20 protein-coding genes and 2 pseudogenes are annotated in these 23,326 nt (G+C 66.8%); 11 read left to right on the forward strand and 11 right to left on the reverse strand.

Annotated features, from left to right (window positions below):
- Positions 1 to 17: 17 nt before the first annotated feature.
- From mutS to ACM14_RS23770, 3 genes are all read right to left on the reverse strand, one after another.
- On the reverse strand, positions 18 to 2,606 hold the full coding sequence (gene mutS / locus ACM14_RS23760) for a DNA mismatch repair protein MutS (RefSeq protein WP_034391340.1): 2,589 nt from the start codon (positions 2,604 to 2,606) through the stop codon (positions 18 to 20).
- A 319-nt stretch (positions 2,607 to 2,925) separates the two neighbouring features.
- Entirely contained in the window at positions 2,926 to 3,690 is a 765-nt protein-coding gene (locus ACM14_RS23765; protein WP_065347497.1) for a hypothetical protein, read from the reverse strand.
- Between the two features lie 207 nt (positions 3,691 to 3,897).
- The gene (locus ACM14_RS23770) at positions 3,898 to 4,107 is read right to left on the reverse strand and encodes a hypothetical protein (RefSeq protein WP_065347498.1); all 210 of its coding nucleotides are present in this window, start codon (positions 4,105 to 4,107) and stop codon (positions 3,898 to 3,900) included.
- A gap of 64 nt (positions 4,108 to 4,171) precedes the next feature.
- Here ACM14_RS23770 and ACM14_RS23775 point away from each other — a divergent pair, with 64 nt between their 5' ends.
- Complete coding sequence (locus ACM14_RS23775) at positions 4,172 to 4,762, forward strand: helix-turn-helix domain-containing protein (RefSeq protein ID WP_065347499.1); 591 nt, start codon at positions 4,172 to 4,174, stop codon at positions 4,760 to 4,762.
- A gap of 46 nt (positions 4,763 to 4,808) precedes the next feature.
- Here the strand turns inward: ACM14_RS23775 and ACM14_RS23780 are convergent.
- Positions 4,809 to 5,168: pseudogene (locus ACM14_RS23780) on the reverse strand (leucine zipper domain-containing protein); the annotation flags it as partial.
- A gap of 112 nt (positions 5,169 to 5,280) precedes the next feature.
- On the opposite strand from ACM14_RS23780, the pseudogene ACM14_RS23785 reads away from it, so the two are divergent.
- Positions 5,281 to 5,952, forward strand: a pseudogene (locus tag ACM14_RS23785) (PLxRFG domain-containing protein); the annotation flags it as partial.
- A gap of 90 nt (positions 5,953 to 6,042) precedes the next feature.
- On the opposite strand, the gene ACM14_RS23790 reads toward ACM14_RS23785, so the two are convergent.
- The 3 genes from ACM14_RS23790 to ACM14_RS23800 all read right to left on the reverse strand — a co-directional run bounded on the left by ACM14_RS23790 (position 6,043) and on the right by ACM14_RS23800 (position 8,384).
- Complete coding sequence (locus tag ACM14_RS23790) at positions 6,043 to 6,744, reverse strand: DUF2569 family protein (RefSeq protein ID WP_175403299.1); 702 nt, start codon at positions 6,742 to 6,744, stop codon at positions 6,043 to 6,045.
- Positions 6,745 to 6,794: 50 nt separating this feature from the next.
- Positions 6,795 to 7,274, reverse strand: a complete 480-nt coding sequence (locus tag ACM14_RS31775; protein WP_139093484.1) for a hypothetical protein — start codon at positions 7,272 to 7,274, stop codon at positions 6,795 to 6,797.
- Between the two features lie 405 nt (positions 7,275 to 7,679).
- A complete protein-coding gene (locus ACM14_RS23800; RefSeq protein ID WP_043824513.1) occupies positions 7,680 to 8,384 on the reverse strand; it encodes a GntR family transcriptional regulator in 705 nt (234 codons plus the stop codon).
- Between the two features lie 147 nt (positions 8,385 to 8,531).
- On the opposite strand from ACM14_RS23800, the gene ACM14_RS23805 reads away from it, so the two are divergent.
- The 8 genes from ACM14_RS23805 (at position 8,532) to ACM14_RS23840 (ending at position 18,464) form a co-directional block, all read left to right on the forward strand.
- The gene (locus ACM14_RS23805; RefSeq protein WP_034368955.1) at positions 8,532 to 9,518 is read left to right on the forward strand and encodes a tripartite tricarboxylate transporter substrate binding protein; all 987 of its coding nucleotides are present in this window, start codon (positions 8,532 to 8,534) and stop codon (positions 9,516 to 9,518) included.
- A gap of 15 nt (positions 9,519 to 9,533) precedes the next feature.
- A complete protein-coding gene (locus ACM14_RS23810) occupies positions 9,534 to 10,487 on the forward strand; it encodes an SMP-30/gluconolactonase/LRE family protein (protein ID WP_065347503.1) in 954 nt (317 codons plus the stop codon).
- Positions 10,488 to 10,577: 90 nt separating this feature from the next.
- Entirely contained in the window at positions 10,578 to 12,305 is a 1,728-nt protein-coding gene (locus tag ACM14_RS23815) for an acetolactate synthase catalytic subunit (protein ID WP_065347504.1), read from the forward strand.
- Positions 12,305 to 13,072: an SDR family oxidoreductase gene (locus ACM14_RS23820; RefSeq protein ID WP_065347505.1), complete on the forward strand. Its 768-nt coding sequence runs from the start codon at positions 12,305 to 12,307 to the stop codon at positions 13,070 to 13,072. The genes ACM14_RS23815 and ACM14_RS23820 overlap by 1 nt, the downstream gene beginning before the upstream one ends.
- A gap of 199 nt (positions 13,073 to 13,271) precedes the next feature.
- Positions 13,272 to 14,264, forward strand: coding sequence for a tripartite tricarboxylate transporter substrate binding protein (locus ACM14_RS23825; protein ID WP_065347506.1), 993 nt, complete (start codon positions 13,272 to 13,274; stop codon positions 14,262 to 14,264).
- A gap of 73 nt (positions 14,265 to 14,337) precedes the next feature.
- A complete protein-coding gene (locus ACM14_RS23830) occupies positions 14,338 to 14,886 on the forward strand; it encodes a sigma-70 family RNA polymerase sigma factor (RefSeq protein WP_043796423.1) in 549 nt (182 codons plus the stop codon).
- A 1-nt stretch (position 14,887) separates the two neighbouring features.
- Positions 14,888 to 15,895, forward strand: a complete 1,008-nt coding sequence (locus tag ACM14_RS23835) for a FecR domain-containing protein (RefSeq protein WP_065347507.1) — start codon at positions 14,888 to 14,890, stop codon at positions 15,893 to 15,895.
- A 115-nt stretch (positions 15,896 to 16,010) separates the two neighbouring features.
- Positions 16,011 to 18,464, forward strand: coding sequence for a TonB-dependent receptor (locus ACM14_RS23840; protein ID WP_065347508.1), 2,454 nt, complete (start codon positions 16,011 to 16,013; stop codon positions 18,462 to 18,464).
- Between the two features lie 75 nt (positions 18,465 to 18,539).
- Here ACM14_RS23840 and ACM14_RS23845 read toward each other — a convergent pair whose 3' ends face one another.
- From ACM14_RS23845 to ACM14_RS32655, 4 genes are all read right to left on the reverse strand, one after another.
- The gene (locus ACM14_RS23845) at positions 18,540 to 19,637 is read right to left on the reverse strand and encodes a crosslink repair DNA glycosylase YcaQ family protein (RefSeq protein ID WP_065347509.1); all 1,098 of its coding nucleotides are present in this window, start codon (positions 19,635 to 19,637) and stop codon (positions 18,540 to 18,542) included.
- Between the two features lie 79 nt (positions 19,638 to 19,716).
- Complete coding sequence (locus ACM14_RS23850) at positions 19,717 to 20,649, reverse strand: DUF4349 domain-containing protein (RefSeq protein ID WP_065347510.1); 933 nt, start codon at positions 20,647 to 20,649, stop codon at positions 19,717 to 19,719.
- Between the two features lie 58 nt (positions 20,650 to 20,707).
- Complete coding sequence (locus ACM14_RS23855) at positions 20,708 to 21,535, reverse strand: hypothetical protein (RefSeq protein WP_065347511.1); 828 nt, start codon at positions 21,533 to 21,535, stop codon at positions 20,708 to 20,710.
- Positions 21,526 to 21,660, reverse strand: coding sequence for a hypothetical protein (locus ACM14_RS32655; protein WP_263864465.1), 135 nt, complete (start codon positions 21,658 to 21,660; stop codon positions 21,526 to 21,528). The genes ACM14_RS23855 and ACM14_RS32655 overlap by 10 nt, the downstream gene beginning before the upstream one ends.
- Positions 21,661 to 21,896: 236 nt before the next feature.
- Between ACM14_RS32655 and ACM14_RS23860 the strand changes: the two genes are divergently transcribed.
- Positions 21,897 to 23,141: a cyclopropane-fatty-acyl-phospholipid synthase family protein gene (locus ACM14_RS23860; RefSeq protein WP_065347512.1), complete on the forward strand. Its 1,245-nt coding sequence runs from the start codon at positions 21,897 to 21,899 to the stop codon at positions 23,139 to 23,141.
- Positions 23,142 to 23,326 lie beyond the last annotated feature (185 nt).

Below are 23,326 nucleotides of genomic sequence, written 5' to 3' on the forward strand. Positions count from 1 at the left end.
GAGGCGATTGACCGCGTTCAGGCGGCGATCTTCTTGAGCTGGTAAAGGGCTTCCAGCGCCTCGCGCGGGCTCAGTGCGTCGGGATTGATGGCGGCCAGCGCCTGGGCCAGCGGGTCGTGGCGGCTTTCGGGCTCGGGCATGTCGGGCGCATCGAACAGGTCCACCTGCAGGCGGCCCTCGTCGGCATGGGCCTCCAGTGCCTCCAGCGCATGGCGCGCGTGGTGCAGCACGCCGGCCGGCATGCCCGCCAGCTTGGCCACCTGGATACCGTAGCTGCGGCTGGCCGGGCCGGGCTGGATCTCGTGCAGGAAGACGATGTCCTGGCCCGATTCGGCGGCGCTCACATGCATGTTCACGGCCGCGCGTGCCTTGGCCGGCAGCTCGGTCAGCTCGAAGTAGTGCGTGGCAAACAGCGTGAAGGCGCGCGTCCTGTCGTGCAGCTGGGTGGCGATGCCGCTGGCCAGCGCCAGGCCGTCGAAGGTGCTGGTGCCCCGGCCGATCTCGTCCATCAGCACCAGGCTGTGCGGCGTGGCCGAGTGCAGGATCTGCGCGGCCTCGGTCATCTCCATCATGAAGGTGGACTGGGCATTGGCCAGGTCGTCGGCCGCGCCGATGCGCGTGTGGATGGCGTCGATGGGCCCCAGCCGGCAGCTGGACGCCGGCACATGCGAGCCCATGCTGGCCAGCAGCACGATCAGCGCCACCTGGCGCATATAGGTCGACTTGCCGCCCATGTTGGGGCCGGTGATGATCTGCATGCGCGTGTTGGCGTTCATGCGCGTGTGGTTGGCGATGAAGCTGCCGCTGGAGGTCTCGGCCATGCGGGCCTCCACCACCGGGTGGCGGCCGGCCTCGATCTCGATGCAGGGATGGTTCACGAACTCGGGCGCGCACCAGTTCAGCGTCAGCGAGCGCTCGGCCAGCGTGCACAGCACGTCGATGGCCGCAATGGCGCCGGCCACGCGCGTGAGCGCCGGCACATGGGGCTGCAACTGGTCCAGCAGCTGCTCGTAGAGGAATTTCTCGCGCTGCAGCGCACGCTCCTGCGCGGACAGGGCCTTGTCCTCGAAGGCCTTGAGCTCGGGCGTGATGTAGCGCTCGGCGTTCTTCAGCGTCTGGCGGCGGCGGTAGCGCTCGGGCACCGCGTCCTTGTAGCTGTTGGTGATCTCTATATAGAAGCCGTGCACCTTGTTGAACTGCACGCGCAGGTTGGGAATGCCGGTGAGCAGCTTTTCCTTGGCCTCCAGCTCCAGCAGGAAGTCGTCGCAGTTGTTCTGGATGGCGCGCAGCTCGTCCAGCTCGGCGTCGTAGCCCGTGGCAAACACGCCGCCGTCGCGCACCAGGGCGGCCGGCTCTTCCATGATGGCGCGCACCAGCAGCTCGGCGCAGCCCTCGGGCGGCTGCAGGTCGGCAAACAGCTGGGTCAGGTGGGCCGAAGGCGTCTGCCCGGCCTGGGCCAGCACGGCGGCCTTGTGCAGCGTGCGGCCCAGTCCCACCAGCTCGCGCGGGCGCACCTGGCGCAGCGCGGTGCGCGCGGTGATGCGCTCCACATCGCTCACGCCCTTGAGCTGCTCGCGCAACTGCTGCCAGGGCGCGGCCATGCCGCCTGCGCTGGCGCCCTGCAGCGCCCGCGTGGCCTCCAGCCGCGCCATGGCCTGCGTGCGGTCGCGGCGCGGCTCCAGCAGCCAGGCCTTGAGCAGGCGGCTGCCCATGCCCGTCATGCAGGTGTCCAGCAGAGAGAACAATGTGGGCGAATCCTCGCCGCGCAGCGTCTTGACCAGCTCCAGGTTGCGGCGCGTGGCCAGCGGCAGCGCAATCAGCTCATCGTCGCGCTGCACCTGCAGAGCGTGGATGTGCGACAGGCTGCGGCCCTGCGTGTGCTCCGCATACGACAGCAGCGCGGCGCTGGCGCCATGGGCCAGCGGCAGGTCCTCGGCCTCCCAGGCCTTGAGGCTGGCCGCGCCCAGCAGCTCCAGCAGCTTGCGCTCGCCCAGGCCGCCGTCGAACTGCCAGTCGGGGCGCGGCGACAGCGGGCAGGCAATGGAGCCGCCATGGCGCAGCGCGAACAGGCTCTGCTCGAAACGCTCGGTCACGCCTGCGCTGTAGATCAGCTCGCTGGGCGCAATGCGCGAAATCCAGGCGCCCAGCTCATCGTGGGAGCACTCGGCCAGGTGGATGCGCCCCTGCGTCACCGCCATCCAGGCCAGGCCGCAGCGCTGGCGCCCGGCCGTGTGCAGGGACAGCAAGATCGCCTCGCTCTTGTCCGACAGCAGCTCGCTGTCGGTCAGCGTACCCGGCGTCACCACGCGCACCACCTTGCGCTCCACCGGGCCCTTGGCGGCGCCCACCTCGCCCACCTGCTCGCAGATCGCCACCGACTCGCCCAGCTTGATCAGCCGGCCCAGGTAGTTCTCCAGCGCATGGAAGGGCACGCCCGCCATGGGAATCGGCTGCCCCGCCGTCTGCCCGCGCGTGGTCAGCGTAATGTCCAGCAGCCGCGCCACCTTCTCCGCATCCCCGAAGAACAGCTCGTAGAAATCCCCCATGCGGTAGAAAACCAGCGTGTCGGGGTAGTTGATCTTGATGCCCAGGTACTGCTGCATCATGGGCGTGTGCGCCGACAGATCAGGGGCCGGAGAGGGCTGTGTGCTTTGCGAGAGGTCGCTCATTGGCTTGGGAATCAACAGGTTGCAGCGGCGCGAAGGCGCCGGGCAAGGCCTGCCTGGATGGCGCGGGGCCGCAGGAAGGCGCAAATGTTCTTGTGTCGTGCTGCCCGCCTCGGGCCGTATCCATCGTGTGGGGCATGGTGGCGGGCAAAGGTCACATTATTGACTACCCGAGGTTGGACGCCGCGCCAAGGGGGCGTAGATCGCGGCACACAAATGCGCTGCGCTCAATCCAAGGGACCATTTCCGCCGTACGTCGTCACAGGGCTACTTCTGGCAACTGCTTGGCTCCTTGGTACAGGGCGTGCTGCGCATCCGCCAGGGTGATCACTTCGTCCCCGGTGAGATAGCTCATCAGAACACTGTTGAGTTTCGCGATGCGTGCGCCATAGCAGCGAATCAGTGAGGCGATCTGAATCTGCTCCGGTTCCGTGATCTGATCTCCCAGCGCTGTCACGGCGTGGGCTGCTGCCTCGATGTCGAACGAGCAACGAATGAGCAACTCACTGGCCCGGTGGCCGCTTCCAAGCAATGGCGATGCCGCTGTGACTGATGATGCTGTATCTGCCTGGCTGCCGAATGTATTGATACCGTTGCCAGCATCCTTGGCTGCAGCAAAGCTGGCCAGGAAACGCAGGTCGTCCAAGGAGTTGGGAAGCTCGTTGTAGGCCCCGAACAGCCTGTCTGCGAATTCAAAGGCGTGTTCCAGCAGTCCATGAACAAAGGCAGCTTCACCTGCTGCACTGAGCCGGTTCTCTCGGAATGTGTCGCGAGCGAACTCCAATTCCGAGCTGATGAGGGCGAGCAGTGAAAGCAGATCCACCCGCACCAGCTCATGCGCACTGGTTGCCGGGTAGCAACCGGGAGCAGGAAGTTGGTTGAGCGCTGCAAATGCCCGGCTGAGGTGCGAGCAGGAGTAGCGCTCCTGTGCTCCGTCGTACAGGATGCTTTTCACCGTGTGCTTGAGCACTCCTGCTGCGAAGAGGACTGCTTGGTGGGGATCGGCAAGAGAGGCTCGGGCCATGCTGTTTCTGGCTGGGTCGGGCTTGCCTGAAGAGGCTGATGGGTCATTCCTTGCCATGGTTCACCGCGCACCCCCGCTCACGCGCGCGGCGGTCAGGAAACAGGGCATGCCGTAGATGAGTTCCAGCGTGGCCTGGGCAGCGAGCGGCGCTAAGCACCAGGCGGCTGCGCACATGCAGAGCGTCCAAGTGGGTGACGGCGTACGGCCTCATGCCGCGCCCCCTTGCGCCCCAGCACCAGCAGCGCGCGGGCCCACATAGCAAGACAGGTGCAGGCCGCCCAGCTCTAAGGCAAAGCCGCCATCGCCGAAGGCAGCCTTGTTTCGGGCCTTGGTCAGCCGCTGGAGGATGGGCCTGACCTGCAGAAGGGGCTCGACCATAGCCGAGCGGTGGCTGGTCTGTTGCGCTGGAGTGGTCATGTAGTATTTGAATCTAGGTTGTTACATGGTTGATTGATTTTTATCGACAAATGTCGATTTGTCAATGGAAAGTTATCGGCAAATGTCGAATTTTTGCGAGAGACTGAAAGAAGTCCGCAAGCATCTCAAGCTGAATCAGGGGGCTTTTGGCGCCCTTGCAGGCGTATCTGCTGAGACGCAGCTCAACTATGAAAAGGGCTCGCGTAAGCCCGATTCGTCGTACCTTGAGGCAGTGGCCGCACACGGGGTTGATGTCGCCTATCTGCTAACTGGTCTACGTTCGTTGGACCCTTGCGCTGCCCCGCACCCAAACCCAGGGCAAACCTTTGCCGAGCGGCTGCAACAGGAGCGCAAGCGGCTGGAGTTGACCGTGGGCCAGCTGGCAGACAAGTCGGGCGTGGATCGCCTGGCACTGCTGAAATTTGAAGAGGGCGAGTTCGCACCCGACGCCAAGGCGCTGCAGCAGCTGCATGCCGTGGGCGTGGATGTGGGCTATGTACTGCTGTCGCTGCGCGCGGGCGCGGCTGGTGGCGATGCCGGCACGGCGGCCTCAGTCAGTTCTGACACTCAGGAGCTGCTGCAGCACTACGAAAAGGCGCCCCAAGAGGCGCAGGCTGCGCTGCGCACGCTGGCGGCCCTGGTGGCGCGCGGGTAAGCAGCCCGCCGTCTTTGCCAGCGGCCGATGGCCGCGACGAATGCATCACCGGTTCCGCAGGCTGCAGGTCGCTGAGGCGAGACAGGCCAGCCCGGGCCAGCACACGGCTGACTGAGGAGGCACAGACGCCTGCGTAGCTGGCAATGCGCGATTACAGCATCCGACTGCTGCGCAACTCAACGATGGGCAGTGCCTCGGACTGGTCAATGGCTCGGGGCGAGCGCGCTGGCCTGGAGGAGGCGTCGGCCAGGGCGGCTTTGCCGCCGCTCAGATACCGACCCAATCACTTTCTGGCTGTCTGCGCTGTGACGCCGTGGGCGAGAGCAGCTTGGGTGGCATCCAGGCCATGAATGGTCATCTGTTTAACCATCTCAAGTCGGCGGGCGAAGGTGCTGGACTTGCCCATGGTGACCACGCTGCTGGCCGCGGTCTCGGTGTTGAGCGGCGCCGAGGACGAGCCCTGGGGCGCGCAGGTGGTCATGCTGGCAGACACCTTCGGTTAGACGCCGGCGGAGGTTCTCTCCCATGGCCTGTTCCGCCTGACGCCCTGGGACATCTCGGGCCGCGTGGGGCTGGACCGGCTGATCCCACGGGTGTGCAGGAGGGGGGTGGAAGGTCAGCGCCTGGGCGAGTCGGCAATGGCCGCCACCCTGGGCCCCGTGGCTGGCATCGGCATCAACGCTCTGAAGAGCCTGCAGGAGATGAGCGATGGCCGGTACCAGTGCGGGCTTGAGACCATGGCGCCCAGCGTGCTGCGCGGCCCGCTCAAGGCCTGGCGCTACGAGACCGAGGGTGTCAAGTACAAGACCGGCATCGTGGTGCAGGACCAAGTAGATGCGGCTGCCGTGGCCGGTCAGGCTGTGGGCTTCTCGCCGTCCAGCGTGCGCAATGCCTACGAAGGCAAGTCCGCCATCGTGGGCCAGGACCGCGCGCTGCAGGCCCGGCGCAGCGCCCTGGTCGAGCAGTTCGCCATGGCTGCCATGGCCAAGGACGAGGAGGGCAAGACCGAAGCGCGGGAGGCCATCCAGCGCTTCAACGAGAAGAACCCAGGCCGCCGCATCCGGCCAATGCAGCTGGCCCAAAGCGTGAGCATGCGCGAGAAGCGGATTCGGGAGGCCAAGGACGGGGTCTACCTGCCGAAGAAGCGGGGCGATGCTATGGACGCTGGGCGGTTCGCGGTCGAGGAGTAGAGATGGCGGGAGGGGCGGCGCCCTGCCGCACCGCTAACCCATTGATTTTGTTCAATTCCGGCACAGAACCGGAATTGTACTGGCCCGCCATCAGAGCATCTGAAATGCGATGACTGCCAGGCCCGCCGCCATGCTGCCAATGAGAATCGCGCTGCCAAATCCAATTCCATGGCTGCTGGCCCAGTCCTCCAACAACGGAAGTGAATAGGTGGCGCAAACTCGCTTTGACCGGTTCAGGTAGCTGGTCCAAATCGCTGCACTGAATAGCGACTGAAATACTCCCTTTACGGCGTCAGCGCTGAATCCGCTCATCGCCTGCTGGTCGAGGCCAGGTAGTTTGGCGAGCGATAAGAAGGTGAGGGCAGTTGCCACTACTTGGAACGCCAGGAAGGCTCGCACAAACCCAGGTGCGCCCGTGGCCCTGGTTGCTAAACACCAACCAGCATAGGCGCTTCCCGCTGCCAGGGTGACAGCCGAAAGTGCCTCGATATACAGGACCTGCCGGGCGAGTTTTGAAGTCTGGATCAATGGCGCCAGGATCTTGTACTCGTTGTAGAAATTCATGAGCAACAGGATCGGCCCCACGGCAACCAGCACGATCACCAAGAAGGCCAGCCATCCGCCCACGCCCACGAGCTTCGGGTCCTGTATGTCCGCCCGCACGTCGGTTGCAAGCGTGAGAGGCACCGTAGAGCCCGGCGCGGTACCGACGGGCTGCAGGATGGACTTACCGCAGGCTGCGCAGAACGCAGCTTCGTCCCCATTTCGTTGGCCGCATTGTGTGCAATACATCATCCCCTCCTGTTGAGGCGCAAGGATACATCACGCCACATTGGGCAGGCCTACATCATGGGAGAGGTGCTTTCGTTGATGCGTTTTCCCTTTTCCCGGCGTTCGCCCGCTTTCCCGAGATAGTAGACCAGTACCCAAAAAATCATCCCGCCGATAGCAAGTGCGGGGCGGCTGAATTCACTCGTCAGGGGGCATGGCCTTATTAGGCCGGAAATTACGAATCCGTGCGCACCGATGTTCAGTGCGTCGGCGACCAACATATTCAACAGTCCGGCGTGCTTGCGTCCTTCGAAGCTGCGTTCTGCCAGGGTCCCTGCCCATTGAAAGGTTCTGAGGGGTGGCCAAGTGCGAATACTTCTGCCTGGGGGTGATCTCGGGATGAGGACACCAATAATGAATATTGCAAAAATTCCAAATGACTGAATCCAGTCAATGAAAGGAAGGATATAAAAAAAAGCAGCAGAAATAGCTGCCGGAACGAGCACAGCTACGGCGCGTGTGAAGTTATTTCGATAGATGAGGGCGCTCATTGGAAATCCTTGGTGTTGCTGGAAGATCTGGATTCTCTCAGCCACCAAAAATTCGCGTCGAAAAATAGCTCACTGCATTTGAGCACTCCAAAAATCCGTGTGCAGACGAGGAAACTGGTGGCCCGGAGCCGAAGATACCCTTCAATTTCGAGCCAAGGCGCCGAAATTTAGCGTAGCTTTTTGCGTAGCTTTGAATGATTGTTTGTCCCCTACAGAGGGGAGATCTACCGTTGCATCATTGGCGTGTGCACCGAAAGGTCGGGAGCCGGGGAGGGCTGTCTGTTTTGCGAGAGGTCGCTCGTTGGCCAGGGAATCAACGGGTTGCAGCGGCGCGAAGGCGCTAGGCGAGACCTGCCTGGACGGCAGGGAATAACCACGTGAGCACAGGCGTGCGGGGCCAATGCCTTACCCCGCCACTTCCCACTCCTGCGGAAACTCCATCCCATCATCCTTGGCAATCTTCCTGAGGATATGCAGGCAGGCACTTTGCAGGTCCTGCACCACAGCCTGCCGGGCGGCGGGGCCGTCCCTTTGCTCCAGCGCATGGATCAGCCGGATGTGCGGATGTTCGGCCGCGCGGGCGTAGGTGCCCCGGTACAGGTAGCGCACGGACGGGCCGCACTTGAGCCACAGCAGGCCGATGAGGCTGGCCAGCACGGGCTGCTGCGCGGCTTCGATGATGGAGAAGTGGAAGCGCTCGTTGGCGATCAGCGTGGCGTCGTCGTCCACGGCGATGGATTTTTCCAGGTCCTGGTGCAGCTGGGTGAGGGTGTCGATGAAGCCCTGGCCCGGATGGCGGCTGGCGGCGGCTGCGGCGGCGCGGCCTTCCAGTTCGATGCGCAGGGCGATGATTTCCACGTACTGCTCCACGCTGAGCACGGGCACGGTGGCCACGCCGCGGTCGTCCAGGTCCAGGGCGCCTTCGGAGGCCAGGCGCTGTATGGCATCACGCACGGGCGTGGGGCTGATGCCGAACTCTTCGGCCAGGCTGCGGTAGACGAGGCGCTGCGCGGGTTGCAGCTGGCCTCTCACGATGGCGTCACGGATCTGCAGATAGGTTTTTTCGGCAAGGGTCTGATTGGTTCGGATCTGTGAAAAAACGCTGGACATCGGGCCTCCGCAACTGCTTGGGCGCAATGGTACCTCCCGGGGGATGGTGGGATGGCCGTCACATCCGAGCGTGCCTGGTCCACGGGCTAACCCCATGTTTGGTGTTTGATACATCAAGTACCATGCATCAAAATCCAGGGAGGAAACATGCCCGTATCACCATCGAACCGCCGCCAATGGCTTGCCATGGGCACGGCCCTTATCGGCCTTTCTTGCGCGGCGTCCGCTGCATCCACCACCTATCCATCCAAGCCGCTGCGAATCCTGGTGCCCTATGCCGCAGGCGGGGCCTCGGACAACATCGCGCGCCAGATTGCGGCGGCCATCACGGGGCAGACCGGGCAGGTCGTGGTGGTGGACAACCGCCCTGGCGGCTCGGGCGTGATCGCCGTGCAGGCCCTGCAGGCCGCACCCGCCGACGGCCATACCTTTGCGGTCTTCGATCCCTCGGTGGCGTCGATGAACCCGTTCCTCTTCAAGAAGCTGGCCTATGACCCGGAGCGTGCGCTGGCGCCGGTATCGGTGCTGGCGCGCAATCCGATCGCGCTGGTGGCCTTGCCTTCGTTTCCCGCAGGCAGTGTCCGGGAGCTGGTGGCCCATGCCAGGTCGCATGGCGACCTGAGCTATGCCTCCACCGGCAATGGCAACGGCACCAACCTCGCCATGGAGATGTTCCTGGCCGGCAGCGCCATCCAGATGGTGCATGTGCCCTACAAGGGCAGCGCCCCGGCCATGCAGGCCCTGCTGGCGGGGCAGGTGCCCGTCTTCATGTCCGACCTGCCCACCGTCGTGCCCTATGCCCGGTCGGGCAAGGTCCGGGTCATCGCCGTCACGGGAGACCGGCGCTCGCCGCATCTGCCCGATGTGCCGACCTTCGCCGAGGCGGGCGCGCGCGGCGTGGAGATCGCCAACCATTTCAGCGCCTTCGTCGCTGGCGGCACGCCGGCCGCCGTGGTGGAGCAGCTCAACGCCGTGCTGCACAAGGCCCTGGCTGATCCCCGGTTGCAGAAGAATTTCTCGGAAATGGCGCTGGAGGTTTCGCCGTCCACCCCGCAGCAATTGCAGGCCATGGTCAGGGACGATTCCGAAAAATACGGTGCCGTGATCAGGCGCTTGAACCTGAGCATCGATTGATGCAGTGAGGCGCACATGACATACACGCTGCAAAAAACAGAACCCTCGCTTCGGGCACTGGCCGACGGCCTGGAGTTTCCCGAAGGCCCGGTGGCCATGCCCGATGGATCGGTCGTGCTGGTGGAGATCGCCAATGGCTGGCTGACCCGGGTGACGGCCGATGGCACAAGGCGGCAGCTCGTCCACCTGGGCGCAGGCCCGAACGGTGCCGCCATAGGCCCCGGCGGCAAGCTGTTCATCTGCAACAACGGTGGCTTCCAGTGGCACCGCAGTGCGGAGCATGGGCTGCGGCCCATAGGCCAGGCCAACGACTATTCAGGCGGGCGCATAGAGGCCGTGGACCTGGCCTCGGGCCAGGTCGAATGCCTGTACACGCAAAGCGGCAGCGGACCCTTGAAGGGCCCCAACGACCTGGTCTTCGACCGGTATGGCGGGTTCTGGTTCACCGACCACGGCAAGGTGCGCCCGCGCGAGGTGGACCGGGGCGGCGTCTGCTACGCGCTGGCCGATGGCAGCGCCATCCGCGAGGCAGCCTTCCCGCTGTGGTCGCCCAACGGAATCGGTCTTTCTCCCGATGAGAAGACGCTCTATGTGGCGGAGACCTTCACGGGGCGGCTGTGGGCCTTCGATATCGGCGAGCCCGGGCACATCCTGGCCCGGCCCTGGCCCGATTCGCCCAATGGCGGACGGCTGGTCTGCCGCCTGCCGGGCATGCAGAACATCGACTCCCTGGCCGTGGATGCCGAAGGGAACATCTGCCTTGCCACGCTGGGCGAGGGCGGCATCACCGTGGTCTCGCCAGCCGGGCAGGTGCTGCACCGGGTCGAGTTGCCCGACCCCATGACCACCAACATCTGCTTTGGTGGCAAGGACCTGAAGACGGCTTTTGTCACCCTGTCTTCCACGGGGCGGCTGGTGGCGCTGGACTGGCCGTGTCCTGGACTGCCTTTGAATTTCCTGAATAGATAAGTTCCCCCTGGCTTCCCTTTCCGTATCGCTGGCGATTGCCATGGCGAGGGAGCCGCTACGCCTTTTTTTGTTGAACGGAAACCGCAACCCATGTCGAAACCCCTGAGCAACCCTGGATTGAACAAGCAGGACACCGTAGGCCACCTGGTGGCCCGGGTCCTGAAGCGGCACGGCATCACGCAGTTCTTCGGGCAGAGCCTGCCCAGCATGTTCGTGCTGGCCGCCGAGGAACTGGGCCTGCGCCAGATCGCCTACCGCACCGAGAACGCGGGCGGCTACATGGCCGATGCCCATGCCCGCATGAGCGGCAGGCCGGCCGTGATCACCGCGCAGAACGGGCCGGCCGCAGCGTTGCTGGTGGCGCCGCTGGCCGAGGCGCTGAAGGTCTCCATCCCCATCATTGCGCTGGTGCAGGACGTGGCGCGCGACCAGACCGACAAGAACGCCTTCCAGGACCTGGACCACATGGGCCTGTTCAAGCCCGTGACCAAGTGGGTGCGGCGCGTGGACCAGGCATCGCGCGTGGAGGACTATGTGGAGCAGGCCATCATCGCCGCCTGCAGCGGCCGGCCTGGCCCCGTGGCGCTGATGCTGCCGGCCGACCTGCTCACCGAGCCTGCCCAGCCGTCCGGTGTGCCCCGGCCCGCTGCACTGGCCCGCTTTCCGCTGGACCGCGCCGTTCCGGAACGGCAATTGCTGGAACAGGCCGTGGGCGCGCTGCTCCAGGCCCGTGCGCCGGTCATCGTTGCCGGTGGTGGCGTGCACATCTCGGGCGCCAGCGAGGCACTGAGCGCCTTTGCCGATGCGCTGAGCCTGCCCGTGGCCACCACCAACATGGGCAAGGGTGCCGTGGCCGAGACGCATGAGCTGTCGCTGGGCGTGGTCGCCAATTGCCTGGGGCCCAATGGCTCGGGCCGCTACCTGAAGGATTTCGTGGCCGGGGCCGACGTGGTGTTCCTGATCGGCAACCGCACCAACCAGAACGGCACGGACAGTTGGACGCTGTACCCGCGCGATGCGCAATTCATCCACCTCGATATCGACGGCCAGGAGATAGGGCGCAACTACGACGCCATGCGCCTGGTGGGCGATGCGCGGCTGGCGCTGCAGGCCATGCTGGACATCGCCGGGCCGATGGATCTGTCGGCCCGTACCGGCCAGCGCGCTGCCTTGGCCGCACGCATTGCCAAGGGCAGGGAAAGGCACAGGCAGGAATCAGCCGAAGTGCGCTTGTCCAACGCCGCACCCATCCGGCCCGAACGCATCATGCATGAGCTCGACGCCCTGCTGACCGCCGATGACACCGTGGTGGCAGATGCCAGCTACTCCACGCTGTGGGTCACCAACTACCTGACCGCGCGCCGGGCCGGCCAGCGCTTCATCACTCCGCGCGGCCTGGCGGGCCTGGGCTGGGGCATGCCCATGGCCATGGGCGCGCGCCTGGCGCAGGACGGCGGCCAGGTGTTCTGCCTGGTGGGCGACGGCGGCTTCGGCCATGTGTGGTCGGAGATGGAGACCTGCAGGCGCATGGGCATCAAGGTCATCACCGTCCTCATCAACAACGGCATCCTGGGCTACCAGAAGCATGCCGAGCATGTGAAGTTCGGCGAGCACACCTCGGCCGTGAACTTCAGCGGCGTGGACCATGCGGCCATCGCACGGGCCTGCGGCATCCACGGCGTGCGCGTGGAATCGGCCGATGCCATCGCCCCCGCGCTGCGCGCCGCCATGGCCGCCGAAGAGGCCACGCTGATCGAGGTCATGTGCACCGAAGACGCCTTTCCCCCCATCACCTTCTACACGCCGGAGAGCCACTGATGAGCGCGCCTGAGAACTTCCCCATCCGCACGGCCCTGGTGACCGGCGCCGCGCGCGGCATCGGCCTGGCCACCGCCATCGAACTGCTGCGCGACGGCCGCCAGGTGGTGCTGGCCGACCTGGCCGCGCCCGACCTGGATCGGGTCCCGCAGGAACTGCGCGCCAGGGCCAGCGCCGTGGTGCTCGATGTCTGCGACGAGGCAGCCCGCCAGCGCGTGGTCGCGGACATGGTGCAGCGCCATGGCGGCGTGGACATCCTGGTCAACAACGCCGGCATCAGTCTCAAGAACGCCAGCGGCCAGTCCAACGGCATCCTCGACGTGGGGCTGGACGAGGTGCAGCAGATCCTGGACGTCAACCTGCTGTCCATGCTGCGCCTGTGCCAGCTGGCGCTGCCGGGCATGAAGCAGCGGGGCTGGGGGCGCATCGTCAACGTGTCCTCGCTGGCCGGGCGCGGCAAGTCCATCGTGGCCGGCCCCGCCTACATGCTGAGCAAGTCCGCCGTGCTGGGCCTGAGCCGCTCCATCGCCTCGGAGATGGGCCAGTACGGCATCACCACCAACTGCGTGGCGCCGGGCCGCATCCTGACGCCGATGGCGCAGCAGGCCGGCGACGAGGTCAACCGCCGCTATGCCGAGCAGATCCCCGTGCGGCGCCTGGGCGAGGCGGCCGAGGTCGGTGCCGCCATCCGCTACCTGTGCAGCGAGTCCGCAGGCTTCACCAATGGCGCGGTGATCGACGTCAACGGCGGCTTCTTCATGAATTGAGGAAGGACGACCCCCTGAGCGGCTGCGCCGCTTCCCCCTCTCGCTTCGCGGGGGGGCGGCACCCTCGGTGCGGGGCGGCCCTTCCTCGGTGCCCCCATTTCCAGGGCGTGCCTGTTTCCCGGTCAGTGGGTAGTGCGCAGCACCGTGAAAGCACGACTTCCAAAGACGACAGAACCCAAGATCGCAACGAGAGACAACCATGCATGCATATCCATCCCCCGCATCTCGCAGATGCCTGCTTTCGGCCTTCTGCGCGGCAGCGCTGGCAGCTGCCGCCGGCGCCCCGGCGCTGGCCCAGGGCACGGACGCGTTTCCCGAGCGGGAACTGACCCTGATCATCAACTACGGCGCAGGCGGCAATACCGACGTGGCCTCGCGCGCCATCGGCAATGCCATGGAGGGCCTGCTCAAAAAGCCCGTGGTGCCCAACAACCGCGCGGGGGCGCAGGGCACGCTGGGCGTCTCGTCTCTGGCCCGGCAAAAGCCTGACGGCTATACGCTGGGCGTGGTGACGTTTTCGACCATCGCCATCACGCCCCACCTCATGAAGGTGGACTACAAGGTCGATGACTTCGACTTCATCGCAGGCGTGGCCCGCTACCGCTATGGCGTGGCCGTGCGCGCGGACTCGCCCTACAAGACCATGGCCGACCTGGTGGCCGCGTCCCGCCAGGGCAAGGGCATCTTCTTCGGCGCGCCGTCCGCGCCCAACAACCTGGCCATGTACGAGCTGGGGCGCAAGACGGGCGGCAGGTTCGAGGAGATCAACTACAAGTCCGGCGCCGAGACCGTGGCCGGCCTGATCGGCGGTCAGGTGGACGTCATCGTGCAGAACCCTTCGGACATCGTCCAGCACGTCAAGGCCGGAAAAATGCGCCTGCTCGCCAGCGCCAGCCCCATGCGCTGGAAGGAGTTGCCCGAGGTGCCCACGCTCAGGGAGCAGGGCTACGACGTGGAGATCGACTCCTGGATCGGCCTGGCCTACCCCAAGGGCGTACCCCCGGCCCTGCGCGACAGGCTGGAGCGCGTCGCCATGGCAGCTGCCGAGGGCCCCCAGGTGGCGCGCATCTTCGAGTCAGCCGGCGTGGACCCGGCTCCGCTCACCGGCACCGAATACCGCAGGAAGCTGGTCCAGGGCCATGAGTCCATGGGCGCGGCCATCAAGGCGGCGAATCTGCCGCGCATGAACTGAGGGCGGTCCGGCTGCCCTGGGGGAATGGTGGAATGCAAACCATTCTTATTGCGGACGGCTAAAATACCGCCCCATGTCCGTGCCGCACACGCCTCCAGAATCCATGCTCCAGGTCCAGCAGCTGTATGTGGGCCACCATGCCTGGCTGCTGTCGCGTCTGAAGGCCAGGCTGCGCGACACGGCCGAGGCGCAGGATGTGGCGTCCGAGACCTTTGTGCGCGTGGTGGCGGCGCGCCCAGCTGCCGTGGTGCAGGAGCCGCGCGCCTTTCTGACCACCATTGCCAAGCGCCTGCTGTTCACGCTGTGGCGCCGGCGTGAGCTGGAGCGGGCCTATCTGGAGACCCTGGCCCTGCAGCCCGAGGAGCTGGCGCCTTCTCCCGAAGAGCGCGCCGTGCTGCTGGAGACGCTGGAGCACATCGCCCAGGCGCTGGACGGCCTGCCGCTCAAGGCGCGCCAGGCCTTCTTGCTGAGCCAGATCGACGGCCTGACCTACCAGGCCATTGCCGACCAGCTGGACATTTCCCTGAGCACGGTGCGCCGCCACATGGCCGAGGCCTTCCGGCGCATCGCCATCGCGCTGGCCCGCCAGCAGGCCGGCATTGCGGTGGCGCGCGGCGGCTGACATGGCGGCCTCTCTTTCGCAGGACGGCAGCAGTCTGGATGCTGCCACCGAGGCGGCCGTGGGCTGGCTGGTCACGCTGAACTCGGGCACCGTCAGCGATGGCGAGCGCCAGGGCTTCGAGCAATGGCTGCGGGCCGATGCCGGCCACCGCCTGGCCTGGGAGCGGCTGCAGGCACCGCTGCAGCAGATGCTGTCGCCGCTGCGCACCGGCGCGCCTGCGGCCTCGGGCAGCCTGATGGGCCAGGCGCTGCAGCGTGCCGAATCGCGCATCCGCCGTCGCCGCAGCCTGCTGCGCGGCGCGCTGGGATTGGGCGGCATGGCCGTGGGCACCGCCTTCGTGGCCCACCGCAACGCACCCATCAGCCAATGGGCTGCCGACCTGCGCACCGGCACGGGCGAGCGGCGTGATTTTGCGTTGCCCGATGGCAGCACCATCACGCTGGATGCGCGCTCGGCGGCTGACCTGGACTTCAGTGGTGGCCGCCGCACCGTCATCCTGCGCCAGGGCACGCTGCTGGCGCATGCGGCGCCACAGGCCTGGGAGGCAGGGCAAGGGGGCGCCGCCTTCACCGTGCGCACGGCCCACGGCCAGGTGCGCGCGCTGGGCACGCGCTTCGTGGTGCGCCAGGAGGCCTGCAGCAGCCTGGTGAGCATGCTTGAGCACAGCGTGGAGATCACCACGCCACAGGGTGCAAGCCAGGTGCTGGCCCAAGGCCGCAGTGCACGCTTCGGTCCGGCAGGCATTACCGAGGATGCGACCGAGCCCGGCACCGCATCGGCCTGGCAGCGCGGCATGCTGGAGGCGCATGACCAGCCGCTGGGCGAGGTGGTGCAGGCCCTGCGCGCCTACCGCGCGGGCTTCATCCGCGTGGCGCCGCGTGCGGCGGCCCTGCATGTCTACGGCACCTTCTCGCTGGACGACACCGACCGCGCCCTGGCGGCGCTGGCCGAGACCCTGCCCATTGCCGTGAATGTCTACCAGCGTGGCTGGCTGGTGACCATCGAGTGACTGTCGAGTGAGGTCGGTGCCTGCGCGCAAAAAAATGAACACTTTTTGCGGCGCGCTCGACAAGCCTTGGAAACCTGCTTTTCAGGCCCTTCCAACCTCCTTGTCGAGAACCCGCATGCTGCTCTCCTGCCCCTTGCCCTTGCGCACCTTGGCCGCTGCCGCCCTGGCCTGCGCGCTGAGCGCCCACGCCCAGACTTCCCCTTCCGCGCCCGCTGCGCCAGCCGCCTCGTCCGTGCGCAGCTACGACCTGCCGGCCCAGCCGCTGGGCAGCGCGCTGGCGCGCATAGGCGCCGAAAGCGGCCAGCAGATCGGCATTGACGCCGAGCTGGTGCGCGGCCTGACCGCGCCCGCCGTGCGCGGCAGCTACACGCCCGAGCAGGCCGCGCGCGCGGCACTGCAGGGCAGCGGGCTGGAGCTGGTGCGCACGGGCTCGGGCAACTGGGGCCTGCGCACCGCAGCGCCCGCTCCCGCCTCTGCAGCCGCCGCTGCACGCACCGCAGGCACGGCCCAGGCCATGGCCGAGGTGCGCGTAACGGCCCAGGCCATCACCAGCCCCACCACCGAGCAGACCGGCTCCTACACCACGCGCGCTCTGAGCATCGGCAAGATGGAGCAGTCCATTCGCGAGACGCCGCAGTCCGTGACCGTGGTCACGCGCCAGCAGATGGATGACCAGAACCTGTCCTCCGTCGAGGACGTCATCCTGCAGACCACGGGCGCCACCAAGTCGCAGCGCAACTTCGGGGCCCACGTCTACATGATGCGCGGCTACGAGATCCCGGACTCCAACTACCTGCTCGACGGCGTGGCCGGCGGCACCTACAGCCCCACGGGCTGGGTGCCCATGGACACGGCCATCCTCGACCGCGTGGAGGTGCTGCGCGGCGCGGGCGCCCTGGTGGTGGGCGCGGGCGACCCCAGCGGCGTGGTCAACATGGTGCGCAAGCGCCCGCGTGCGGAAAAGCATTTCGAGTTCGCCCAGGGCATCGGCTCCTGGAGCAACTTCCGCACCGAGATCGACGGCGGCGGCGCGCTCAACGAGGCTGGCACGGTGCGCGGCCGCGTGGTGGCCGCCTATACCGACCGCCACAGCTTCATCGACCTTGTGCATTCGCGCTCGCCCATGCTCTACGGCGTGATCGACGCTGACCTGGGCGCCGGCACCAAGGTCACGGCGGGCTACCGCCATGAGCAGACCGACATCGACGGCTACAGCATCTTCGGCCTGCCCAGCTACTCCAACGGCGCCTCGCTGGGCCTGCCGCGCTCCACTTCGCTGGGCCAGCGATGGAACCGCCACGAGGCCCAGGTCGATGACGTGTTCGGCGAGGTCGAGCACCGCATGGGCGGCGACTGGGTGGCCAAGCTCACGCTCAACCACGGCAAGACCACCATCGACCAGAAGCTGGGGTCGGCGCGCGGCGCCATCGATCCCGTTACCCTGCAGGGCCTGCGCTACGTGGGCAACGATTTCATTGCGCGCGACATCGATGCCACGGGGCTGGATGCCAACGTCACCGGCAGCTTTCAGGCGCTGGGCGGCACGCACAAGGTCATGTTCGGCACCAGCTGGACCCAGCAGAAGGTGCTGACCCAGTCGGCCTCCTCTGGCGAGGCCATGCCCCTGGACGTCTTTCGTTTCGACCATTCGCGCATCCCCGATCCCGTGGCCCCTCCTTATGACTTCGGTCTCAGGGAGCGCAAGCAACTGCTGGGCATCTACGGCAGCGGGCGCCTGCAGCTGGCCGAACGCCTGCACCTGCACCTGGGCGGGCGCCTGAACTGGTTCAAGTTCCGCTCCAATGACACCTTCACCGGCGCCCTGACCAACGACTACCGCGAAAACGGCCGGTTCACGCCCTATGCGGGCCTGGTCTACGACATCGATCCGCTCTGGTCCGTCTATGCCAGCTACACCAGCACCTTCCAGCCCCAGTCGCAGTACGCCACCGTGCAGGGCAACCGCCTCAAGCCCGCCGTGGGCGCCAACTACGAGGCCGGCATCAAGGGCGAACTGTTCGAGCGCAAGCTCAACGTGGCCTTCTCGGTGTTCAACATCAAGAAGCGCGACGTGGCCGTGTTCGACACCGGCAACGAAGGCCTCTGCCCCGGCGTGACCACCAATGACTGCTACCGCAACTCCAGCGTGCTGCGCAGCAAGGGCTTCGATGCCGAAATCGGTGGCGAGGTCGCACGCGGCTGGCAGGTCTCTGGCGGCTACACCTGGCTGAACACGCGCGACGACGAAGGCAGCTCGCTGAGCACTGACACGCCGCGCAGCCTGCTGCGCGTGTCCACCAGCTACGCGCTGCCCGGCGAATGGTCGGCCTGGAAGGTGGGCGCCAACCTCAGCGCGCAAAGCCATGCCCGCGTGGACACGGTGCAGAACCCCGGCCACGCTGTGCTGGACCTGCGTGCCTCCTACCGCATCAACCGCAATTGGACGGCCGCGCTCAACATCGGCAACGTGACCGACAAGGTCTACTGGGCTGCCGTGGGCGGCGCGCGCAACGGCACCTACTACGGCATGCCGCGCAATGCCACGCTCACGCTGCGCGGAACCTTCTGAGCGGACTGCCCCTGTGCGGTCTTGCCGCTGCTCCTGTGGGGCGGCAACCACGCGCAGGGGGCGAGTGCCTGCGCCTCAGCGCGGCGCCAGAAACAGCTCCATGCGCTGCAGCTCCTCATCCAGCGCGCTGCGAAAGGCGGCATCGCCGGGCGCCGCGCTGGCCACATAGCCGAATGACGGCTCCAGCCGGCCGTCGCGCGCCTGCAGGTTGGCCCAGCCGATCACATGGCCGCGCCAGAGCATGGGCAGGGCGTAGTAGCCGAGCTGGCGCCGGGCTGGTGGCGTATAGGCCTCGAACTTGTAGGTCCAGCCCCAGAGCAGCGTGAAGCGGCGCCGGTCCCAGACCACGGGGTCGAAGGGCGCGAGCAGGCGCAGCCGCTCGTCGAATGCATGGCGGCGAGAGCGAGGGTTCTCGTCTGCGGGCCAGTACCAGGTGGTTCCGTCGATGCGGCAGCTGGCCAGCTGCTCGCGCGCCAGCCGCAGCGCTGCCTGGGTCTGTTGCGCCAGGTGGGGCGCGCCATAGCCCAGCAGGCGCACCAGATAGGTCAGGCTGGGGGCCGGCAGCGGTGCGTACTTGCGCACCACCAAGTCGATCAGCGCGGCGGCGCGCAGGGCGCTGGCGGCGGGGCTGTCGTCGGCCGGCGGATGGGCGACTGCCTCGTAGACGCGCGTGCCGCTGTCACGGCGCTTGACGCGCAGCAGGCCGCGGTAGTGCATGCCGTCGAGCAACTGCGTGCTGGCGCTGCCCGAGCCGCCCCAGTAGTTCTTCACGCTTCCGTGCGAGAAATGCTGCTCCACCTCGCGTGGATGCGCGGCACCGCGCTCGCGCACGAAGGCCAGCACCTCGGCGGCCTTGCGCTGCGTCTCGGCATCCCAGGCCTTGCGGGCCTGGCGCGGGTGCATCAGCGCCAGGTGCTCGCTGGGCAGAAAGCCGTAGTTGACCAGGCAGTCCTCGTCGATCGCCAGGCGCGCGTAGCGGCGCTCCAGGTCGCCGGCGCGGTAGTCCTTGACGCGGTGGCGCAGCGTCAGGTCCTGAGCCCGGGCCGGGGCGCGGATCGGGTCTGCCTGCACAAAACCCAGGCGCTGTATGGCTGCAGGCAGGGTGGTCGGTGTGAACAGGGTGCGCGCCACGGCATGGCGGCGCAGGTCGTCAAGGCTCGGTTCGGTGGGCATGGCTTGATTGGAGCACGGCAGGGCTGCCGAGTGGGCCGGTCTTCGTGCCCCGCCGTACTTCCTGATCCTGCCGTGCCGCTCAGGCCTTCCTGGCGCGCCTGCGCCGCCACAGCGCGCGCAGCACCCAGCCCAGCGGCAGCACCACCAGCACCAGCCAGGGCAGCACGGCCGCCACGAAGGTGATCAGGGCGGCCATGCTCTCGCCCAGCACATGGCCGGCATCGCGCAGCGCGCGGCCTATGGGGCTGTAGCTGGTGCCGCCCTGCACCAGGGCGCGGGTGGGCGTGAACTGGATCTGTATGTGCTGCTTGCTCGTCTGCTGCTCCAGCACCTTGCGCTGGGCGGCCATGGCGTCCAGCTCGGCCTGCGTGTCCGACAGCGTGCGCTGTATCTCCAGCAGGTCGGACATGGTGCGCTTGGTCGTGGTGTCGCGCAGCATCAGGCGCAGGCTGTCGCGGAACTCGGTACGGTTCCTGATGCGCGCCTCCACGTCGATCACCTCGGCCGTCTTGTCCTCGCTGATGGTGTTCTGCGACACGATGGTGGCCACGCCGGCCAGCGTGCCCAGCAGCCGCTGCACATCGGCCGGCGCCACGCGCATCTCCAGCATGGCGTTGCCGGGCTGCTGGGGCGTCTCGCGCAGAAGGGATGCCGACAGCAACTCGCAGCGCAGCGTGGCACACAGGTCGCGCACCTGGCCCCAGGCATCGGCCAGCTGCGCCTGCGGCACTTCCACGTTCAGCTCCTGGCGCACGGCCAGGAAACGCTGGGACATCTCGTCCTGCGCCGATGTCTCTGGTGCGGCTGCTGCCGCATCCTCGGCCTGCACGATGGCGGCGCGGCCTTGCTTCATGCCGGCGCCGCCCGCCATGGGCGCGGGGGCGGGCGCAGATTCCATGGCTGCTGTGTCGTGCCGCTGGTTGCAGCCCGCAAGGGCCAGCGTGGCAGCCATTGCCAGCGCGGCCGGCAAGGCCATGCGGGAGGGCAGAGTGGAAGGCCGGGGATGCGTCATGAATTTCCTCTTGAAAACAGGCAAGAACAGGCCGCTGTCAGGACACAAAGCTCAAGGCTCAGGGCTTGCCGCCGGGGCCGAACATGGAGTCCACCTCGGACTGCAGCTCGAAGATGTCGGACACCGTGTAGAGCCAGTCGCCCTTTTGCAGATGGCCGGGGTCCGGCGGCGTCTCCACGCAGGCCTTGACCAGGGTGAACTGGCCGGCCGGGTCGGGCAGGAACTTCAGGCCCGATATGGAAAACCGCGCCACCCGCCCCACGCCATCGTTGTAGCGCCGGCCCCGGGCGCGCACGTCGGCCAGCTCCGCCATCTGCGGCACGTGGTCAAACACCGCGTCGTAGAACTCGACGATGGGGCTCTGGTTGGTCCGGGCGCAGCCGTGCACGTACAGGGCGTGGAAGCGCCCGTCCAGCTCCATGGCCACCACGTCGGCTGCGCGGTAGAAGGTAAGGCTGTCGGGCAGGCCCGGAGAGCGTTTGGGCGGTGCGGGCGGCGTGTCCAGGAAGTCCTGGCGGATCTGCGCCGACTTGCGAAAGAAGTCATCGCTGAGCGCCACCTCGGCATTGAGCACATCGATGGCTGTGCGCGCGGCCGTGTTCAGGCCCGCGTCGGCCAGGCCGTTCCGGTGCAGCACGATGGCCAGGGCCAGCGCCGTCTTGTGCCGGTACAGCGCCGTTGCCTTGGCGTCACCGGCCTGCAGCACGCAGCTCCAGCGCCGCAGCAGGGGCGGCAGGGCATGGCCGCCGTAGTTGGCCGCGATAGCGGCATCGTGCCGGCCCAGTGCAAACGTGCGCGCCATCACGCGCGCCACGTCTTCCTCCAGGGTCTGCACAAGGGTGTCGGCGGCCAGCTTGGACAGCGCCTGGGTATGGGTCATGGCCATGGCGTCACTGGCTCCAGTTCGATGGCAGGTTCCTGAAATCCGGCCGGCAGGCCATAGCCGCCGGTGCTGCGTTGTGCGTTGCGGTGCTCGATGCAGTGTTCGATGCTCAGGTCATGGGCTTGCATGGGTCTGTCGCAGGCGCCTTCGCGCCGGGGCAGTTGGAACGCCGGCCAGTGTGCCCCAAGCCGGGCCGCTGGCGGGGTGTGGGCGCCATCGGGTCTGTATCGATCCGCTACCGGCGCGGGCTGCCGTGCTGACGTCTTGCCGTCACATGAACCGGCAAGACTCGTCATTTGCTTTTCATGCGGTTCATGCGGGTCATGTCAAAAGGGGGGCGCAGCCAGCCCCGGGGAGATGCAAGATGTTCTGGGACAAGAAGCTCAGGCGCTGGGCCGAGGCCGTGCGTGCGCGGGCCGATCTGCCGGCGCGGCTGGTGCTGTGGAATGGCGAGCAGTTCGACTTCGGCCGCTTCGAGCAGCCACGCGTCACGCTCACGGTGCGCAGCGCCTCGGCCCTGCCGCTGCTGCTGGACCCCAGCCTGGACCACCTGGGCCAGGCCTATGTGAAAAGCCAGATCGACATCGACGGCCGCCTGCCCGACATCATCGACTTCGGCTATGCGCTGGCTCGCCGCATGTCCAAGACCCAGGGCGCGGGCAAGGGGCCGGGGCGGCTGGCGCTTGCGGCGCGCGCGGCCAGGCGCTTTCGGCACAGCCGCAGCACGGACCGCGAATCCATCCAGTACCACTACGACGTGTCCGACGACTTCTACCGGCTCTGGCTGGACGAGGGCATGGTCTATTCCTGCGCCTACTTCGAGAACGGCGACGAGGACCTGGCCACCGCCCAGCGCAAGAAGCTGGACCACATCCTCACCAAGATCCGCCTGCAGCCCGGCCAGCGCCTGCTGGACATCGGCTGCGGCTGGGGTGCCCTGGTGCTGCGCGCGGCCCAGCACTTTGGCGCGCACTGCGTGGGCGTGACCCTGTCGCGCAACCAGTTCGAAGCGGCCACCGAGCGCGTGCGCGCCGCAGGCCTGGCCGACCGCATCGAGATCCGCCTGCAGGACTACCGCGACGTGCAGGGGCGCTTTGACCGCATCACCAGCGTCGGCATGTTCGAGCATGTGGGCCGCCGCAACCTGCCCATGTACTTCGCGCACATGCGCGAGCTGCTGGCCGATGACGGCCTGGCGCTGAACCACGGCATCACCTCCACCGATGCGGACGTGGGCGCCACGGCGTTGGGCGGCGGTGCGTTCATCGACCGCTATGTGTTTCCTGATGGCGAACTGCCGCACCTGAGCCTGGCGCTGGAGGCCATGCAGCGTGGGGGGCTGGAGGTGCTGGATGTGGAGGGGTTGCGGCGTCATTACGTGCGCACGTTGCAGTTGTGGCTGGAGCGGTTTGAGGCTTGTGTGCCGGAGATTCGGGCGTTGGTGGAGGAGGAGAGGTTTCGGATTTGGAGGGTGTATTTGGCGGGGTGTGCTTATGCGTTTGAGCACGATGACGTGTCTATCTTTCAGGTTGTTTGTCGGAGGGCGGGGCAGGGGGCTGCTTCGTTGGCTTGGTCGCGGCGTTATATGTACGAGCGGACCTTGTCGTGAGGCTTGTCTTGTTCGTCTGGCGTGACGCGGGTTTGGCTTTTTGACCCTGCCGGGTGGTGTTTTTTCGAGGCCGGGTCTCGGCCCGGCGGCCGACCTACTTTCCTTTGTTTCGCCAAAGGAAAGTAGGCAAAGCAAAGGCGACCCGAATGCCCGCGACCCCTTCGCTGCGCTGCGGGGCAACCTGC

It is taken from the genome of Delftia sp. JD2, from assembly GCF_001682645.1.
Lineage (GTDB): Bacteria > Pseudomonadota > Gammaproteobacteria > Burkholderiales > Burkholderiaceae_C > Comamonas > Comamonas acidovorans.

Excerpts from the sequence above, each read along its gene's own strand:
- mutS (WP_034391340.1), bottom strand. The coding sequence starts at position 2,606 with ATGATGCAGCAGTACCTGGGCATCAAGATCAACTACCCCGACACGCTG.
- ACM14_RS23765 (WP_065347497.1), bottom strand. The coding sequence starts at position 3,690 with ATGGCCCGAGCCTCTCTTGCCGATCCCCACCAAGCAGTCCTCTTCGCA.
- ACM14_RS23770 (WP_065347498.1), bottom strand. The coding sequence starts at position 4,107 with ATGACCACTCCAGCGCAACAGACCAGCCACCGCTCGGCTATGGTCGAG.
- ACM14_RS23775 (WP_065347499.1), top strand. The coding sequence starts at position 4,172 with ATGGAAAGTTATCGGCAAATGTCGAATTTTTGCGAGAGACTGAAAGAA.
- ACM14_RS23790 (WP_175403299.1), bottom strand. The coding sequence starts at position 6,744 with ATGTATTGCACACAATGCGGCCAACGAAATGGGGACGAAGCTGCGTTC.
- ACM14_RS31775 (WP_139093484.1), bottom strand. The coding sequence starts at position 7,274 with ATGAGCGCCCTCATCTATCGAAATAACTTCACACGCGCCGTAGCTGTG.
- ACM14_RS23800 (WP_043824513.1), bottom strand. The coding sequence starts at position 8,384 with ATGTCCAGCGTTTTTTCACAGATCCGAACCAATCAGACCCTTGCCGAA.
- ACM14_RS23805 (WP_034368955.1), top strand. The coding sequence starts at position 8,532 with ATGCCCGTATCACCATCGAACCGCCGCCAATGGCTTGCCATGGGCACG.
- ACM14_RS23810 (WP_065347503.1), top strand. The coding sequence starts at position 9,534 with ATGACATACACGCTGCAAAAAACAGAACCCTCGCTTCGGGCACTGGCC.
- ACM14_RS23815 (WP_065347504.1), top strand. The coding sequence starts at position 10,578 with ATGTCGAAACCCCTGAGCAACCCTGGATTGAACAAGCAGGACACCGTA.
- ACM14_RS23820 (WP_065347505.1), top strand. The coding sequence starts at position 12,305 with ATGAGCGCGCCTGAGAACTTCCCCATCCGCACGGCCCTGGTGACCGGC.
- ACM14_RS23825 (WP_065347506.1), top strand. The coding sequence starts at position 13,272 with ATGCATGCATATCCATCCCCCGCATCTCGCAGATGCCTGCTTTCGGCC.
- ACM14_RS23830 (WP_043796423.1), top strand. The coding sequence starts at position 14,338 with ATGTCCGTGCCGCACACGCCTCCAGAATCCATGCTCCAGGTCCAGCAG.
- ACM14_RS23835 (WP_065347507.1), top strand. The coding sequence starts at position 14,888 with ATGGCGGCCTCTCTTTCGCAGGACGGCAGCAGTCTGGATGCTGCCACC.
- ACM14_RS23840 (WP_065347508.1), top strand. The coding sequence starts at position 16,011 with ATGCTGCTCTCCTGCCCCTTGCCCTTGCGCACCTTGGCCGCTGCCGCC.
- ACM14_RS23845 (WP_065347509.1), bottom strand. The coding sequence starts at position 19,637 with ATGCCCACCGAACCGAGCCTTGACGACCTGCGCCGCCATGCCGTGGCG.
- ACM14_RS23850 (WP_065347510.1), bottom strand. The coding sequence starts at position 20,649 with ATGACGCATCCCCGGCCTTCCACTCTGCCCTCCCGCATGGCCTTGCCG.
- ACM14_RS23855 (WP_065347511.1), bottom strand. The coding sequence starts at position 21,535 with ATGGCCATGACCCATACCCAGGCGCTGTCCAAGCTGGCCGCCGACACC.
- ACM14_RS32655 (WP_263864465.1), bottom strand. The coding sequence starts at position 21,660 with ATGCAAGCCCATGACCTGAGCATCGAACACTGCATCGAGCACCGCAAC.
- ACM14_RS23860 (WP_065347512.1), top strand. The coding sequence starts at position 21,897 with ATGTTCTGGGACAAGAAGCTCAGGCGCTGGGCCGAGGCCGTGCGTGCG.